We start from the raw sequence: 14,733 nt of genomic DNA, 5'->3' as shown, positions 1-14,733 counted from the left end.
CAAGCTAATAGCTCAAATCATCTAAAGATGATTGGGGAGGTTGTACGAATCTGATATAAGATGTCGCCTCTGCCTCCGGTCGCCTCCTCTGCTCCCCCTCCCCGAGGGAGTTAAGATATAACCAAGTCAAACTATCCACGCTGTCGGGCGTCGGTCCCGGCAGTCACTTCTCACCGCCACGGAACTCATGGCATTTACCTCCAATCCAGTCCATTCGCCTTGCCTGGATGAAATTCTCGATCGCGCTCCTCTCAAGGTGTCCCCCAATACGCCCCTAGCCCGGGCGATCGCCCAGATGCAGCCCCACGGCCAGCATTGGTATCCCTTGCCGCGATGGATGGAGCGAGTCAAAAATGGGTCGGTCTGGCCCCATCCGGACAGTTACGCCTTGGTGGTGGAAGGCGAAAAACTGGTGGGAATTTTGACCGGGGGGGACTTGGAGCGTCTGGAGACGTCGGGGTGCAGGCCGTCTCAGGTGTCCGTGGCCGAAGTGATGACCTCTCCGGCGATCGCCCTGCGGGAAGAAGATTATCAGGATATATTCACCGTCGCCTCCCTGCTGCGAGGCCACCAAATTCACCACCTCCCCGTCATCGATCGCCGGGGCCATCCGGTGGGGGCGATCACGCCCCAAAGTTTGCGGCCCCCCGACCCGATCGCCCTTTACGAAACCGTCCGCGAATTGCAAGATCGGGTGAGTCGCCTCGAAACCGAAAATCAACGACTTTCCCGACAAAACGACTGCCTCAAAGCCCAAAATTTCCCCCGGGCGCCAGAAGCCGACCTGGGTGAAAGCCAACTTCTGCTGGCCGAAATTGCCCTGCACATCCGGGACTCCCTCGACCTCGACCGCATCCTCAACACCACCGTCAACGAAGTGCGGCAGTTCCTGGGCGTCGATCGCGTCACCATCTACCGCTTCGAGGGAACCGGCGGTGCCCTGGGGGTCGCCGAGTCCGTCAGCGCCGGTTGCGAGTCCTTCCTGGGCGAAGTCATCCGGGATGATTGTTTGGCAAAAAATCGCCTCGAACCCCATCAAAACGGTCAAATTTACGCCGTAGACGACATCTACACGGCGGGGATGGAACCCGGTGACGTGAGACGGCTGGAACGACTGCACGTCCGCGCCCAAGTCCTCGTCCCCATTTGCCTTCCGGGGGAAGGGGAAGCGGTATTAGGTATTAGGGAGTCAGGAGTCGGGGAAGTTGACACCGCAGGGGGGATTGGCGAGTCGTCCCCCCAGGACAATTTTCAACTCTGGGGCCTGTTGAGCGTCACCGTCGCGGACCGTCCCCGCCGGTGGAAGGAGTCGGAACTCGATCGCCTCAGACACCTGGCCGGACAGGTGGCGATCGCCATCCAGCAGGCGGAAATACTGCGCCGTTTCCAAACCGAACTCGAAGAAAAACGGCAAACCGAAGCGGAATTCCGGCACCTCAACGCCGAACTCGAGCGCCGGGTTTTGGCCCGCACCGGCCAACTCAAGGCCACCAACCAAGAACTGCACCGGGAAATCCGCGATCGCCAGACCCTCGAAATCCGGCTGCGATCGTCGGAAGCCCGAATGCGGGGCATCTTCGCGGCCATGACGGACATCGTTTTGGTTCTCAGCGCCGACGCCAAACCCCTGGAAGTGGTCGCCACCAACCCGGCCCTGATGTACCATCCCAAATGGGACATTCTCAGCGAAACCCTCAAACAATTTTCCCGACCCCAAACGGCGGAGATCTTCGGCCGAGCCGTCGCCGAGGCGATCGAAACCCAAAAAATCGTCGATTTTGAATACCAACTCGCCCAGGGGAACGCAAACGCCTGGTTTCTCGCCCGGATTTCCCCCATCTCGGAAGAGGCGGCGATCTGGGTCGCCCGGGACATCACCGACCGGAAGCGGGCGGAAGTGCGGCTCAAAAATGCCCAGGAAGAATTGCAGTGCCTCGTGGCCGAGCGCACCGCCGCCCTGGAGGAGGCTAACGAGATCCTGATCGCGGAAATTCAGGAGCGGCGGCAGGTGGAAACGGCCCTGCGGCAGTCGGAGGAACTGCACCGGGCGATTTTGAGCACCATTTCGGACGCGGTGTTCATCACCGACGGCGACGGCCACTTCACGTTTATTTGTCCCAACGCCAACATCATTTTCGGCTACCGGGAGCACGAGGTCTGGCAGTTGGGGAACATCCGATCGCTTTTGGGAGGGCCCCTATTTGACGAAAGCCGTTTGGACCGGCGCGGGGAAATTCCCAACATCGAGCGGGAAATTGTCGATAAGTGGGGAAATACTCACGCCGTTTTGGTCAACGTGAAGCGGGTGGCGATCGGCGAGGGGACAGTGCTCTACACCTGCCGGGACATCAGCGATCGCAAGCAGGCCGAAGAGGCGATCAAACGGATGAATCAGGAACTCGAAACCGTCGTCGAGGAGCGCACCGCCCAACTGCGGGACGCCAACGACCAGTTGCTCATCGAGATCCTCGAGCGGCAGCAAGTCGAGATCGAAATCGAGGAGCGTGCCCGCCAGCAGGCGATCGTCTCCGAACTCGGCCAGTTGGCCCTTTTCGGCTCGGAACTCGACGCCCTGATCGAAGAGGTGGCGACCCGGTTGGCGCGGGGATTGAACGTGGGCTACTGCAAGATTGTCGAGCGCCAACCCGACGGGCGGATGTTGCTGACGTTGGCGATCGCCCACTCCGAATTTCAAGCGTTCACCTTCCTGAACCGGGAAGATTTGGGGCCGGCCCCCCCGGATTGTCCCCCGCCTTCGACCCCGACCCTGCACCGCCACGATCGCCTCAACGGGGTGAGTGTCCCGTTGAAGGGTCAGCAACGGGATCTCGGCTGTCTGGGGGTCTACAGCGACCGCCGCAAGGTGTTTGTCGAGGACGACATCAATTTCATCCAGAGCGTTGCCCACGTCTTGGCGACGGCGATCGAGCGGAAGCGGGCCGAGGAGAGCTTGCAGCAGAGCGAGGCGAAATTCCGCCTGTTCGTGGAGCACGCCCCGGCCGCGGTGGCGATGTTCGACCGGGAAATGCGCTATTTGGCCGTCAGCCGGCGCTGGTCCAGCGACTACGGGTTGGGCGATCGCGACTTGATCGGCCGGACGCACTACAAGGTTTTCCCCGAAATTTCCCAACGGTGGCGGGACATTCACGAACGCTGCCTGCACGGGGCGATCGAATCCTGCGACGAAGATTTGTTCTACCGGGCCGACGGGACCCAGGAGTGGCTGAAGTGGGAAATTCGCCCCTGGCACGACAGCGGGGGCAACATCGGCGGCATCATCATGTTTACCGAGGCGATCACCGACCGCAAAAAAGCCCAGGCGGAAATTCGGATTCGCGCCCGCCAACAGGCGATCGTCGCCCAACTCGGCCAGATGGCCCTCTCGGGGGCCGACCTGGAAACCCTGATCCGGGAGGCGGTGATCCAGGTTCCCCGGGGGTTGCAGATGGACTATTGCAAGATCTTGGAATTTACCTCGGCCCAACATCCCCGCCTCACCCTCAGCATCTGGAGCGACGAGGAAAATTACACCTTCATCACCCACGAACCGATCCCCCCCCGGGCGGTGCGCCGACCCCCGCCCCTAGAGCCGGAAATTTGCCGCCACCCCAACCTCTGCGGCCAGAGCGTCGCCATCCAGGGGAAAACCGACTGTTTCGGGGTGCTGGCAGCCTACAGCCACGACAAGCGGGATTTTTCCCGGGATGACCTGAATTTCCTCAAGAGCGTGGCTCACATTTTGGCGACGGCGATCGACCGCCAGCAGGGGGACGAAGAGTTGCAAGAATCCCAACAATTGTTGCGGTTGGTGATGGATAATATCCCCCAGAGCATCTTTTGGAAGGATCGCAATTCGGTTTATCTCGGCTGCAACCGCAATTTTGCGCGGGGGGCGGGGTTGGACCATCCCGAACAAATTATCGGCCTCGACGATTACGATTTGCCCTGGTCCCGAGAAGAGGCGGATGGATACCGGGCCTGCGATGCCCGGGTGATGGAGAGCGATCGCCCCGAACTGCATATCGTCGAAACCCAACTGCGGGCCGGCGGGAAACAGTGTTGGATCGACACCAATAAAATCCCCCTCCACGATCGCGCCGGAAATGTGGTCGGCATTCTGGGCACCTACGAAGATATTACCGATCGCAAGCGGGCTGAGGATCAATTGAAAGCCTCTTTGAATGAGAAAGAATTGCTGCTCAAAGAGATCCACCACCGGGTCAAAAATAACTTGTTGGTGGTGTCCAATCTGCTGGAATTTCAGACGGACTACACCGACGATCCCGCCCTGATCCAACTGTTGGAAGATAGCCAAAATCGCATCTATTCGATGGCTTTGATCCACGAAAAGCTGTACCGGTCTACGGGGCTCGATCGCGTCAATTTTAAAGAATATTTGCAGGCCCTCGTCGAGAGTCTGTTGGAGTCCTACAGTTCCCAGCGGGAACGGGTCGAGGTGGAACTAGACCTGCAGGCGATCGACCTCAACATTGAAACCGCCAACCCCTGCGGCCTGATCGTCAACGAGTTGATTTCCAACGCCCTCAAGCACGCCTTCCCCGATGGCCGGCGGGGAAAAATTGAGTTACAACTTTACAGAGGCACCGGACAGGCGATCGTCCTCGCCGTCCGAGATGACGGGGTGGGATTCCCGGAAAACCTGGATTTTCGCCACGTCGATTCCCTCGGTTTGGAGTTGGTTTGTATGCTGACCGAACAGTTGCAAGGTGAAATTCAATTGGATCGCGATCGCGGCACCCGCGTGGAGATTACATTTGTTGAACTCAAATATAAAAAACGATTCTGATCCGCCATGAAGGGAAAAAAGCGCCGGCCAATTCGAGTCATTTGGGGAACGATGATACTGCTGCTCTGCTTGGGGTTGGGCGGCTGCCTCCCCGGCGACCCACTGCCGCTCCAATCCCTGCGGGTGGGTATTAACAACTGGCCGGGATATACCGTCGCCCTCTACGGACAAGAGGCGGGTTTATTTGAACGCCGGGGGATTACATTGGATTTAGTTTATTTCGACCACCTCCAAGACGCCGCCCGGGCGATGATGCGGGGGGCGGTGGATGCCACCTTCGTCACCCTCTGGGACTTGATGCAGGTCGATCCGGGCAACGACAGCCCCGCTTTGTTGATGGTGACGAATCTTTCCTGGGGGTCCGATGGCATCGTCGCCCGACCGGAGATCGAATCGGTTCGGGACCTGGCGGGTCGAACGGTGGGAGCCAATTTGGGGACCATCAATCATTTAATTTTGCTCGAAGCTCTGAAGTTGTACGACATCCCCCCCGAAGTCGTACAAATTGAAAATGTTTTAAATGAAACAGCGGCAGAGCGGTTGGAGAGAGACAATCTAGATGGCGCCGTTCTGTGGGAACCCCTGTTGAGCGAGACGGCCGATCGCATGGGAGGCAATATTATTTTTACCACCCGAGATGTAGATAGTTTGGTGATCGACGGTTTGGCCTCCCGCGCCAGTTTTGTCGCCCGCCACGAGCGGGCGTTCACCCAATTCATTTTGGCGTGGTTCGATTTGATGCGGGAAGTTGAAACTCGACCCGAGCGGGTTTTTGAGGGGGTGGCTCGGGAATTGGGTCAAACTCCGGAAGCTTTCGCCAGGGATTACGGGGGACTCAAAAAGGGGGATGTCGCCTTAAATCGGCGGATGTTTTCTCCCGGAGGACGCCTGGGAGAGGCGACGGGAGAAATTGTCGCCCTGTTGCGAAAAGATCCCCGTCACAGCCGCACCATCCGGGAAGATGTCAAAATCGAGACGCGGCCGGTGATGAATGCGATTGAGGCTTGGAAGCCATGATGGGTTATCTCCACAACTGCCAGCGGAGTTTGTCCCGGCAACTGCTTCGGAGTTTGGGGATTTCTCTGGTCGTCGTCGGGTTGACGACCCTCTCGATCAATTATCGCCTGACGCGATCGCACCTGCAAAAACAAGTTCAAAAACGCGCCCAGTCCATCACCCAAGGGCTCGAATTTGCCACGGAAGGATTGATCGAAGTCGGCCAGACGAATTTGCTCCGGCGGGTGGTGCAGAATTACGGCACGTTGCCGGCGGTGAAGGAAATCGCTATCATCAGCCCCACGGGAGAAATCCTGGCTTATTCTCCCAAGCGGCTCGACTTGCAGTCCTATCAATCCATCCATCCGGAACTGGCTCAGATTATGGAAACGGCGGCGAGTTCCGGGGTGGAAATGAGCACGGAAATCGTGCTGGATGACAAGCCGGTTTGGGTGCAAGTTCTGCCCTTCAGCAGCGTTTTATTTAACACCCCGGGCTATCGCGGATTGGCGATCGCGGTTTTGGATTTAAAACAGATGCAACGGGAGGTGTGGCGGACTTTTACCACCTCGACGATCACCCTGTTGGCGGGGAGTTCGATCATTTTGGCGCTCGTGGCGTTGCAGATCGAATCGATAATTTTGCGCCCCCTGCATCACCTGTACGATTCGATTTTAAAAAAGCGGTGTTGGGGATATTTAAAACAATCCCCGTCGCTCCCCAAAAATGAAATCGGATTCCTGGCTTCGATTTTGGACGAGCAGTTTGCCAGCCTGCAAAAAATTAATCAGAAACTCAGCATCGAAATTGCCGAACGGCAGTATATCGAACGCAGCCTGGAACAGCAGTTGGCGGCTGTCGAAGCTGCGATCGACGGCATCGCCATCCTCGACGGCAATTCCGAATATATCTACATCAACCGCGCCCACGTCGAACTTTTGGGTTACAATTGCGCCGCAGATTTGTTGGGTAAAAGTTGGCGACAGATTTACGATGCGGAAGACATTCGCTGGTTTGAAACTCAGGTTTTTCCGATTTTAATGCATCGGGGCCACTGGCGGGGGGAGGCGATGGCAAAAAGGCGGGACGGTTCTCGGTTCCCCCAGGAAGTTTCCCTCACCCTCGCGGACAACCGGCGGTTGATCTGCGTTTTTCGGGATATTACGGAACGAAAACAAGCCGAAGAACAAATCCGGACTTCTCTCAAAGAAAAGGAGATCTTGCTCAAAGAAATTCACCATCGGGTGAAAAATAATTTGCTGATCGTCTCCAATATATTAGAACTCCAAGAGGATTATATTAGCGACTCGGAAATTCTCAAAGTTTTGGCGGACAGCCAGAAGCGCATTTATTCGATGGCATTGATCCATGAAAAACTTTATCGATCGCCGGGGTTAGACCGGATCGATTTTGGGGACTATCTGGAAACGTTGGCGGACAATTTATTTGAAACCTACAATTTTATCCCCGGCGATCGCATTACTTTTCAATCCGATGTCGAACCTATTTATTTGAATGTCGAAACCGCAAACCCCTGCGGTTTGATCGTCAATGAGTTGGTTTCTAACGCACTCAAACACGCCTTCCCCGACGGACGTTCCGGAACCCTGAAACTGAGCTTGCGCCGAGATGAAGGAGAAAAAATTATCCTCATCGTCAAAGATGACGGCATCGGTTTCCCCGAAAATTTGGATTTTCGGACGGTCGAATCTTTGGGTTTGGAACTGGTTTGTACCCTCACCCACCAACTGAGAGGAACCCTGGAAATGAGTCGAAATAATGGCACAGAATTCAAGTTGGTTTTTTCCGAACGTCAGTACAGAAATCGGTTATAAATATATGGATAGACCTAAAATTTTAATTGTCGAAGATGAATTTTTGATCGCCAAAGGACTGGCCCGCAAACTCGAAAAGTTGGGCTACGAAGTGGTCGATATCGTCGCGTCGGGAATGGAGGCGATCGCCCGGACTTTAGAACTGAAGCCGGATCTGATCCTGATGGATATCGTCATCGAAGGGGAGTTCGACGGCATCGAAACCGCGGCGAAAATTCATGAAATCTGTTCCATCCCGATCATTTATCTCACCGCCTACGCCGACGACCAAACCTTGGAACGCGCCCAAGAAACCCAATCCTACGGTTACATTTTAAAACCCTTCAAAGAGCGGGAATTACACGCGGCTATAAAAATGGCGATCGGCAAGCATAAAAAAGACCGGGAAATTGCCGGGTTGCTGAGTCAAGCCGAAAATCAGAATCAAGAAAAATCCCGCTACCTCAACCGCGCCTCCCACGATTTGCGAAACCCGATGACGGTGATTCAGGTTTCCGCCGGCATTTTAAAAGATTATGGAAACCGACTCCCGGAGGAGAAAAAACAACAGCATTTGGATTGGATTCGGGTTTCCGTAAAAACGATGAATGAAATTCTCGAAGATGTTTTGATCCTCAGCCAAGCCGAAGCCGGAAAACAGCGTTTGAATCCTCAATCGATCAATGTCATCGCCTTCAGCCACGATATTTTACAAGAATTTCACCCGCTGGCGACGGACAAACACACCTGTCAATTTGTGAGTCGTGGAGAGGAGTGTTTCGTCAATTTAGATGTCAAACTCTTGCGATATATTTTGACCAATTTATTATCCAATGCGATCAAATATTCTCCCGAGGGCGGGGAAATTTGCTTGGAGGTGACGTGCGAATCGGATCGGGTTTGTTTCCAAATTCGCGATCGCGGCATCGGAATCCCTCCCGAATATCGCCACAAATTATTCAAGCAATTTGAACGGGCCGATAATGTCGGCGACATCAAAGGCACGGGTTTGGGACTCTCAATTGTCAAACACGCCGTTGATTTGCAGGGGGGGACAATTGACATCGAGAGTCAGGTGGGTGTGGGGACCACCGTCAGCGTGACGTTGCCGACGGCGGGATTTTGTCAGAATTAATATGGCGTTAATCACCCTAAATTACCATTAAAATGAGTTTCATCAAACAAAAACGGCCCGCCCCGTTTCCCGCCCCCTTCAGATGAGAAAAATCCAAATCTTCCGTCTGTCCGTCTCGAAAAGCTGGTGGGCACGCGATCGCCCGGGAGATATCAAACGCGATCGCGGGCGGCGGAGATGGAATTGCAGGAATCGAAAACATTCTGAATGAAAATACAATAAATTCAGTCAATTCGTTGTGGCGCTTTAGCGCAGTGAGGGGCTCAAGCCCAACAACGGGGGTTTGGGTATTTCGTGTTCGATTTGACAATCTCAATACAACCTTTATTATACAATGCAGACTTGAGAATTGGGGCGAAAAATGGGACGATTTAGACAGATTGAAAGGCGACTCGGAATTCCGGCTTCCCAGATCCGATCGCTGGCCCATTTCGTGTTGCTGGGCTTCACCATCATGGCGGCCCAGGCGATCGGGATGACTTTGGGGCGATCGCTCTTTTTGGCCGAAGCCGGGGCCGAAAACCTGCCCCTATTTTTCATCATCATGCCCTTGGTTTTGATGACCGTTTCGGCGGGTTTCACCAATATCATCGATCGCTTCAACCGCCCCCGCTTATTTCGGGTCGTGTTGTGGGTCGCCGCCGGGTTAATTCTCGGCATTCGGCTGTTAATTACCCTCGATTTAGTCGCCATTTATTTTATCTTATATATTTTAATTTGGCTGATTTACATCCTCCAGTTTCGGATCGAGTTTTGGACGCTGGTGGCGGACTACTTTACCACCCTCGAACTCAAACGCTTCACAGCGTTAATTTCCCTCGGAACCACCGCCGGATACTTGCTGGGCAGTATTTGGGTCGGGGTGATTTCCCGGACGATTTCCCTGGAAAATCAGTTGTTATTTTTGCCCGTGCTGTACGCGATCGCGATCGGTCAAATTTACGATTTGGAATCCCGGAACCATCCCCTCCCCGCAGAAGCCCCGAAACCCAAAGTAAAAAAGGTCAAATTTGCCGAAACCTGGGAAACCCTGACCAAACTTTCCCGACACTATCCGATCGCGATTTTCCTGGTCGCCAATATTTTCGGAACCGCCCTGGTGCGCGGCATCGGCGAGTTTGAATATTCCACCCTTTACAAACAGGAATTTCCCGAAAAACAAGAACTCGCGGCATTTTTGGGACTCGTCACCGCCGCCCTCACCGCCATTCAGTTCGCCATCATTTCATTCATCACCACACCCTTAATTCAAAAACTCGGAATTGCCCGGGCGAATTGGGTTTATCCCCTCACGTTACTGGGCAGTTTCTTGGCGATGGGATTCAGCTACACCCTGACCGCTGCGGTGGGAATGCAACTCACCTATCGGACATTATTTTACAGCATCGCCCTGCCCCTGACAACCCTCAATTATAACGCCGTGCCCCCCCGGTTTGGCGGGCGGTTGCGGGTGTGGGGGGAAGGCCTATTTTCCCCCCTCGGGCAGTGCATGGCGGGGGTGGTTTTGATGGGGACGTTGGGTTGGATGGGCGCCTACAAAATCGTCTGGTTGGGGGTAATTTTGAGCTGCGGTTTGGTGTTTCTCGGTTATTGGACCGGAAAAAGTTACGTGCGATCGCTCGTCCGGATGGTGCGATCGGGTTCCGTCAACCTGAACCGGGTGGCGGACGGGTTGCGTCTTCCCGAAAATTATACCGAGGACGTGCGCCGATTGCTACAGGATAACGAACCAAAAAATCAGGTATTGGCATTGGAATTGATTGCCCATTTTGACAACCCCCAGCGTTTCATACCCGACATCAAAAAAATGCTGGGGGATGCCGAGGAAGAAGTCAGAAAGGCGACGATCCGCCTGTTTACAACGGCGGATATGGGGGATTATAATCGTATCAAATCCTTTCTCAGTTGCGATCGCCCGTCGGTTCGCTGCGTGGGTTTGGAACTGTGCATCGCCCTCGGGTTTCGCCTGTCCGGCGATCGCATTCAAACCCTGTTAAACGACGAAAATGACGAAGTTCGCGCCCTCGCCTGTATCGCCACCGCCCAAACCGGGATCGACGGTTCGATTCCGGACCTTTACCATCAAGTGTGTCCGCTGCAACCGGATGTCCCCACCCGTCTGGCGGTGGTGCGTGCCGTGGGAGAAAGTCACAATCCCGAACTGATTCCCCTGCTGGCGGATGTCCTACAAAACGCCCCGCCGGACGTGAAAGCGGAAGGGTTATTCGCCCTCTCTCAATTTGCCGATCGCGATCCGGTATTGTGCGGAGAAATAGCCGTTTCCGAACTCGGCAACGAAAGTTCTCAAGTCCGAATTGCCGCTTTGCAGGTATTGGAAAAAGTCCGCGATCGCCGGTGGATGTCTCAGGTTTTTAGTCGCTTGGAAGACAACAATTTGGGGGTGAGAGAACAGGCGGCAAAAACGGCGAGTCTCTACGGAAATGAGGGGTTGGGGATGTGGCGGGATTATCTGATTTCGGAACATCCCCCCGTCGTCAATGCCGCGATCGCGGCCATTGCCAGGGTGCGAACCAAACAGGCCGAAGATCTGCTGTTTGAGTTCATGCGAGAAGACTTCCAACTGCTGAACCGGACGCGGCGGTGGCGGCAGACTCTCCCCGATGACGACCCGGTATTTGAACTGTTAAAAGTGGCGATCGCGGACTACCAGCAACGCCTCCTCAAACAGGTGTTTAATATCCTCTCCAATTTGGGGCAGGAATCCACCGTCGGCGCCGTCCAAGGGCTGCTGTCGAGTCCCGACAAACGGGCCCGGGCGAATGCGGTGGAAACCCTGAGTTCCCTGCGGCAGGGGCGATTTATTCGCCCCCTGATGCCGCTGTTGGAAGAGATGGCGGCGGACGGCGGCGGCGGACCGGCTTCTCCGACTTCTCCTTTGAGACAATATCGCGTTTTATTGGAGGCGTTGGAAACCCGCGATCGCTGGCTGAAAATCGGGGCTTTAATCGCCCTGGTGGAGATGCCGGCAACCTTCGCCCAACAGGACCGCGATCCCCTGGTGCGGCAGGTCGCCGAGTCGGTGGTTTTGCTGCCCAAACAGTTACCCATTCCGGAGAATTTTATGATCGATCGCCTGCTGTTATTGAAGAATGTTTCGCTGTTTCAAACCCTCTCGCTGGACGAGATTTTGCTCATCGATCGCGCCCTGGAACAGGAGGAGTATTTAGCCGGAGAAATGATTTTCGCGGAGGGAACGTCCGGGGAGCGATTTTATATTATCGTCAAAGGTCGGGTGCGGATCGTGCGGGAGGTGGACGGACAGGAACGGGAGTTGAAACAGTTGGAAGTCGGCAAGCATTTTGGCGAGGCGTCTCTGTTCGGGGACAGCGTGCGATCGGCCAATGCGATCGCGGCTGAACACTGCGTTTTATTGAGTTTGGAAAAAACCCGATTTATCAGTTTAGTCACCCAGCGTCCGCAAATTCTTTGGGAGATCTGCAAGTTTCTCAGCCAGCGTTTGCAGGAGACAAATCAGATGGTTCGTTAGTTCGAGAATGAGTAGAGTTGTGTAGGGTGCGTTCCCACTTACCCATCATCGGTAAAGTCGGTTAGTAACGTTGGGAACGCACCGCGATCGTTTCTCCTAACAGGCAAGATGCCTGTGCTACTCTTCCCATTGTGCGTGTTCGTAGTTCGCCAAAATGCGACGGTCTTTTGTCAGTAAAATATTCTGGTTGACTGCCGCATGAGCAACGATGATACGGTCAAAGGGATCGCGAGTCCAATCTATTTTCAGACTGCAACCAATTACGGTATTAAAATCTAATTCACAGATCTTCACACCCATGAGATTATCTAGATCGGCAATCATCGGTTCTGGCTGTTCCGAAATTCGTCCACGTTCGTAGAGATATTGCAACTCCAAACGGATCATCGGTGAAATATAGAGATCGTGATCGTTAATCAAAGATGTCGCAAAATCACTGAATTTGTCCGTCAATCCTGCATATAGCCAGACGACAACGTGAGTGTCAAGGTAGATCAAGATTGACCTCCTGTTCCCAATTGATATCGATCAGATCGTCCGGATCTCCGACAATCACATGAGGCCGATAGACCAAATTCTGTAACTTGTCTGACTTTTCGACTGGGACGATGCGGAGACGCTTTCCCCCGCGATCGATTTCCAGAGGAATGCCGGTTTTTAAAATCTCCTCAAGTAAATTATCAAGATTTCCTTTTAATTCCTGGGGGGTGACACTTTTCATACTTTTCTCCTTCAACGTCTGTCTCTATAATATCGCATATTGGATCAAAACCTCAATCTATAATTGAAACTTCTGGCTTCTGTAGGGCATCTCAGTCTCCGCTGTGTCAAAAAGTGGAGGATGGAGAACTCGATCTCAGCCGCGATCGCACCGGGGTTTGACCATCGCCCGACGGTTCGGATGAGTCGGATATGAATCGTCCATCCAATTAGAAAATAAGGGGCGATCGCACTCCGGATCATCTGCTTTAACAGTTCAAAGCGATCGCTCACTCAAAAATGACGGCGCGGGAGTTTCAAAAGCGATCGCACCGCCCAAACCTCGGTGGTAAGATAAGAGCAATTTCCGCACACCCGACACCTCAACCATGTCCGAGCAACCCCAGGCCAACCGACCCCCGGAAGACAACCCCCAGGAGAAAAAGCCGTCCTGGAGCGATCGCCTGTCGGAAAGTTTGAACGACGTTTCCCGGCGGTTCGGCCGGCTCGTCCCGATGGATCGGGTGGCGAACGCCCTGACGGGATGGTTCAGCGTCAGCGAAGAACAGGTGGCCGAAATATTGGAGCGAGTCCGGGCCGAACTCCCCACCACCGAGGCCCTGCTGATCGGCAAGCCCCAGGCGGGGAAAAGCTCCATCGTGCGGGGGCTGACGGGGGTTTCGCCGGAAATTGTCGGCCAGGGATTCAAGCCGCACACCCAAAATACCGAACGCTACGCCTACCCGTCGGCGGACCTGCCGCTGCTGATTTTTACCGATACCGTCGGACTCGGCGACATCAACCAGGATACCGACGCCTTAATCGAGGAGTTGGTGGGGGATCTCAAGCGGGACAGCCGCGGCGCCCGGGTGCTGATTTTGACGGTGAAAATCAACGATTTCGCCACGGATACTTTGCGGACGATCGCGGAAGAATTGCGGAAATCCTATCCCGATTTGCCCTGTCTGTTGGCGGTGACGTGCCTCCACGAAGTCTATCCGCCAGAGGTAGAAAATCACCCGCCCTATCCCCCCGATTTGGAGGCGGTGAACCGGGCGTTCGATGCGATTAAAAATGGGTTCGGGAAACTGTGCGATCGCGCCATTACGATCGATTTCACCCTGGAAGAAGACGGCTACACCCCCGTTTTTTACGGCTTGGAAAGCTTCCGAGATACCCTGGCGGAACTGCTCCCGGAGGCGGAAGCCCGGACGATTTACCAGCTTTTGGAAGGGCAGGCGGGGGAAAAAATCGGCAACCTGTACCGGGACGTGGCGCGGCGGTACGTCCTGGCGTTTTCCATCATGGCGGGGACGGTGGCGGCGGTTCCCCTCCCCTTCGCCACGATGCCCGTCCTGACGGCGTTGCAGGTGTCGATGGTGGGTTTGCTGGGGAAACTCTACGGCCAAACCCTGTCCCCGTCCCAGGCGGGGGGATTGGTGAGCGCGATCGCGGGGGGATTTCTCGCCCAGGCCGTGGGACGGGAATTGGTGAAGTTTATTCCCGGTTTGGGAAGTGCGATCGCCGCTTCTTGGGCCGCCGCCTATACGGGGGCGTTGGGGGAGACAGCCTGCGTCTATTTCGGCGATTTAATGGGTGGAAAAAAACCCGATCCCGATCGCATCCAACAGGTGATGAAAGAGGCTTTTGCAACTGCTCAGGAACGGTTTAAAAAGGGTAAATCTTGATTCCGATTCGCCCCCCTAACCCCCATCCCCCCCAACCCCCATCCCCCCCAGCCCCCCTTTGAAAGGGGGGAGTAAGGGGGGAGATA

At 54.9% G+C, this 14,733-nt stretch carries 9 protein-coding genes; 6 read left to right on the top strand and 3 right to left on the bottom strand.

The window, feature by feature from the left end:
• Positions 1-187: 187 nt before the first annotated feature.
• Genes AC0QHF_RS06795 through AC0QHF_RS06780 form a run of 4 tightly spaced genes read left to right on the top strand, consistent with a single transcriptional unit; the run spans position 188 to position 8,752 of the window.
• Positions 188-4,807, top strand: a complete 4,620-nt coding sequence (locus tag AC0QHF_RS06795) for a PAS domain S-box protein (protein WP_324703439.1) — start codon at positions 188-190, stop codon at positions 4,805-4,807.
• 51 nt (positions 4,808-4,858) lie between these two features.
• Entirely contained in the window at positions 4,859-5,824 is a 966-nt protein-coding gene (locus AC0QHF_RS06790; RefSeq protein WP_324703438.1) for an ABC transporter substrate-binding protein, read from the top strand.
• The gene (locus tag AC0QHF_RS06785; RefSeq protein ID WP_324703437.1) at positions 5,821-7,638 is read left to right on the top strand and encodes a sensor histidine kinase; all 1,818 of its coding nucleotides are present in this window, start codon (positions 5,821-5,823) and stop codon (positions 7,636-7,638) included. Before AC0QHF_RS06790 ends, AC0QHF_RS06785 begins: the two co-directional genes overlap by 4 nt.
• Positions 7,583-8,752, top strand: a complete 1,170-nt coding sequence (locus AC0QHF_RS06780; protein WP_324703436.1) for a hybrid sensor histidine kinase/response regulator — start codon at positions 7,583-7,585, stop codon at positions 8,750-8,752. Before AC0QHF_RS06785 ends, AC0QHF_RS06780 begins: the two co-directional genes overlap by 56 nt.
• A gap of 16 nt (positions 8,753-8,768) precedes the next feature.
• Here the strand turns inward: AC0QHF_RS06780 and AC0QHF_RS06775 are convergent, their stop codons facing one another.
• On the bottom strand, positions 8,769-8,954 hold the full coding sequence (locus tag AC0QHF_RS06775; protein WP_324703435.1) for a hypothetical protein: 186 nt from the start codon (positions 8,952-8,954) through the stop codon (positions 8,769-8,771).
• Positions 8,955-9,113: 159 nt separating this feature from the next.
• Between AC0QHF_RS06775 and AC0QHF_RS06770 the strand changes: the two genes are divergently transcribed.
• Positions 9,114-12,260 carry a HEAT repeat domain-containing protein gene (locus AC0QHF_RS06770; protein ID WP_324703434.1) on the top strand — a complete coding sequence of 1,049 codons (3,147 nt, stop codon included), beginning with the start codon at positions 9,114-9,116 and terminating at the stop codon, positions 12,258-12,260.
• A gap of 117 nt (positions 12,261-12,377) precedes the next feature.
• Here AC0QHF_RS06770 and AC0QHF_RS06765 read toward each other — a convergent pair whose 3' ends face one another.
• Together AC0QHF_RS06765 and AC0QHF_RS06760 are read right to left on the bottom strand one after the other, a co-directional pair.
• Entirely contained in the window at positions 12,378-12,758 is a 381-nt protein-coding gene (locus tag AC0QHF_RS06765; RefSeq protein WP_324703433.1) for a type II toxin-antitoxin system VapC family toxin, read from the bottom strand.
• Complete coding sequence (locus AC0QHF_RS06760; protein ID WP_324703432.1) at positions 12,745-12,981, bottom strand: type II toxin-antitoxin system Phd/YefM family antitoxin; 237 nt, start codon at positions 12,979-12,981, stop codon at positions 12,745-12,747. The genes AC0QHF_RS06765 and AC0QHF_RS06760 overlap by 14 nt, the downstream gene beginning before the upstream one ends.
• A gap of 367 nt (positions 12,982-13,348) precedes the next feature.
• Between AC0QHF_RS06760 and AC0QHF_RS06755 the strand changes: the two genes are divergently transcribed.
• The gene (locus tag AC0QHF_RS06755; RefSeq protein ID WP_324703431.1) at positions 13,349-14,647 is read left to right on the top strand and encodes a YcjF family protein; all 1,299 of its coding nucleotides are present in this window, start codon (positions 13,349-13,351) and stop codon (positions 14,645-14,647) included.
• Positions 14,648-14,733: the final 86 nt, after the last annotated feature.

This window comes from Lyngbya sp. CCY1209, from assembly GCF_055795065.1.
Note: the sequence above shows the minus strand (reverse complement) of the source record. Positions and strands in the feature narration are given on the sequence as shown.

Bases quoted from the DNA above. Each gene is read 5' to 3' on its own strand.
- AC0QHF_RS06795 (WP_324703439.1), top strand. From the start codon at position 188: ATGGCATTTACCTCCAATCCAGTCCATTCGCCTTGCCTGGATGAAATT.
- AC0QHF_RS06790 (WP_324703438.1), top strand. From the start codon at position 4,859: ATGATACTGCTGCTCTGCTTGGGGTTGGGCGGCTGCCTCCCCGGCGAC.
- AC0QHF_RS06785 (WP_324703437.1), top strand. From the start codon at position 5,821: ATGATGGGTTATCTCCACAACTGCCAGCGGAGTTTGTCCCGGCAACTG.
- AC0QHF_RS06780 (WP_324703436.1), top strand. From the start codon at position 7,583: ATGGCACAGAATTCAAGTTGGTTTTTTCCGAACGTCAGTACAGAAATC.
- AC0QHF_RS06775 (WP_324703435.1), bottom strand. From the start codon at position 8,954: ATGTTTTCGATTCCTGCAATTCCATCTCCGCCGCCCGCGATCGCGTTT.
- AC0QHF_RS06770 (WP_324703434.1), top strand. From the start codon at position 9,114: ATGGGACGATTTAGACAGATTGAAAGGCGACTCGGAATTCCGGCTTCC.
- AC0QHF_RS06760 (WP_324703432.1), bottom strand. From the start codon at position 12,981: ATGAAAAGTGTCACCCCCCAGGAATTAAAAGGAAATCTTGATAATTTA.
- AC0QHF_RS06755 (WP_324703431.1), top strand. From the start codon at position 13,349: ATGTCCGAGCAACCCCAGGCCAACCGACCCCCGGAAGACAACCCCCAG.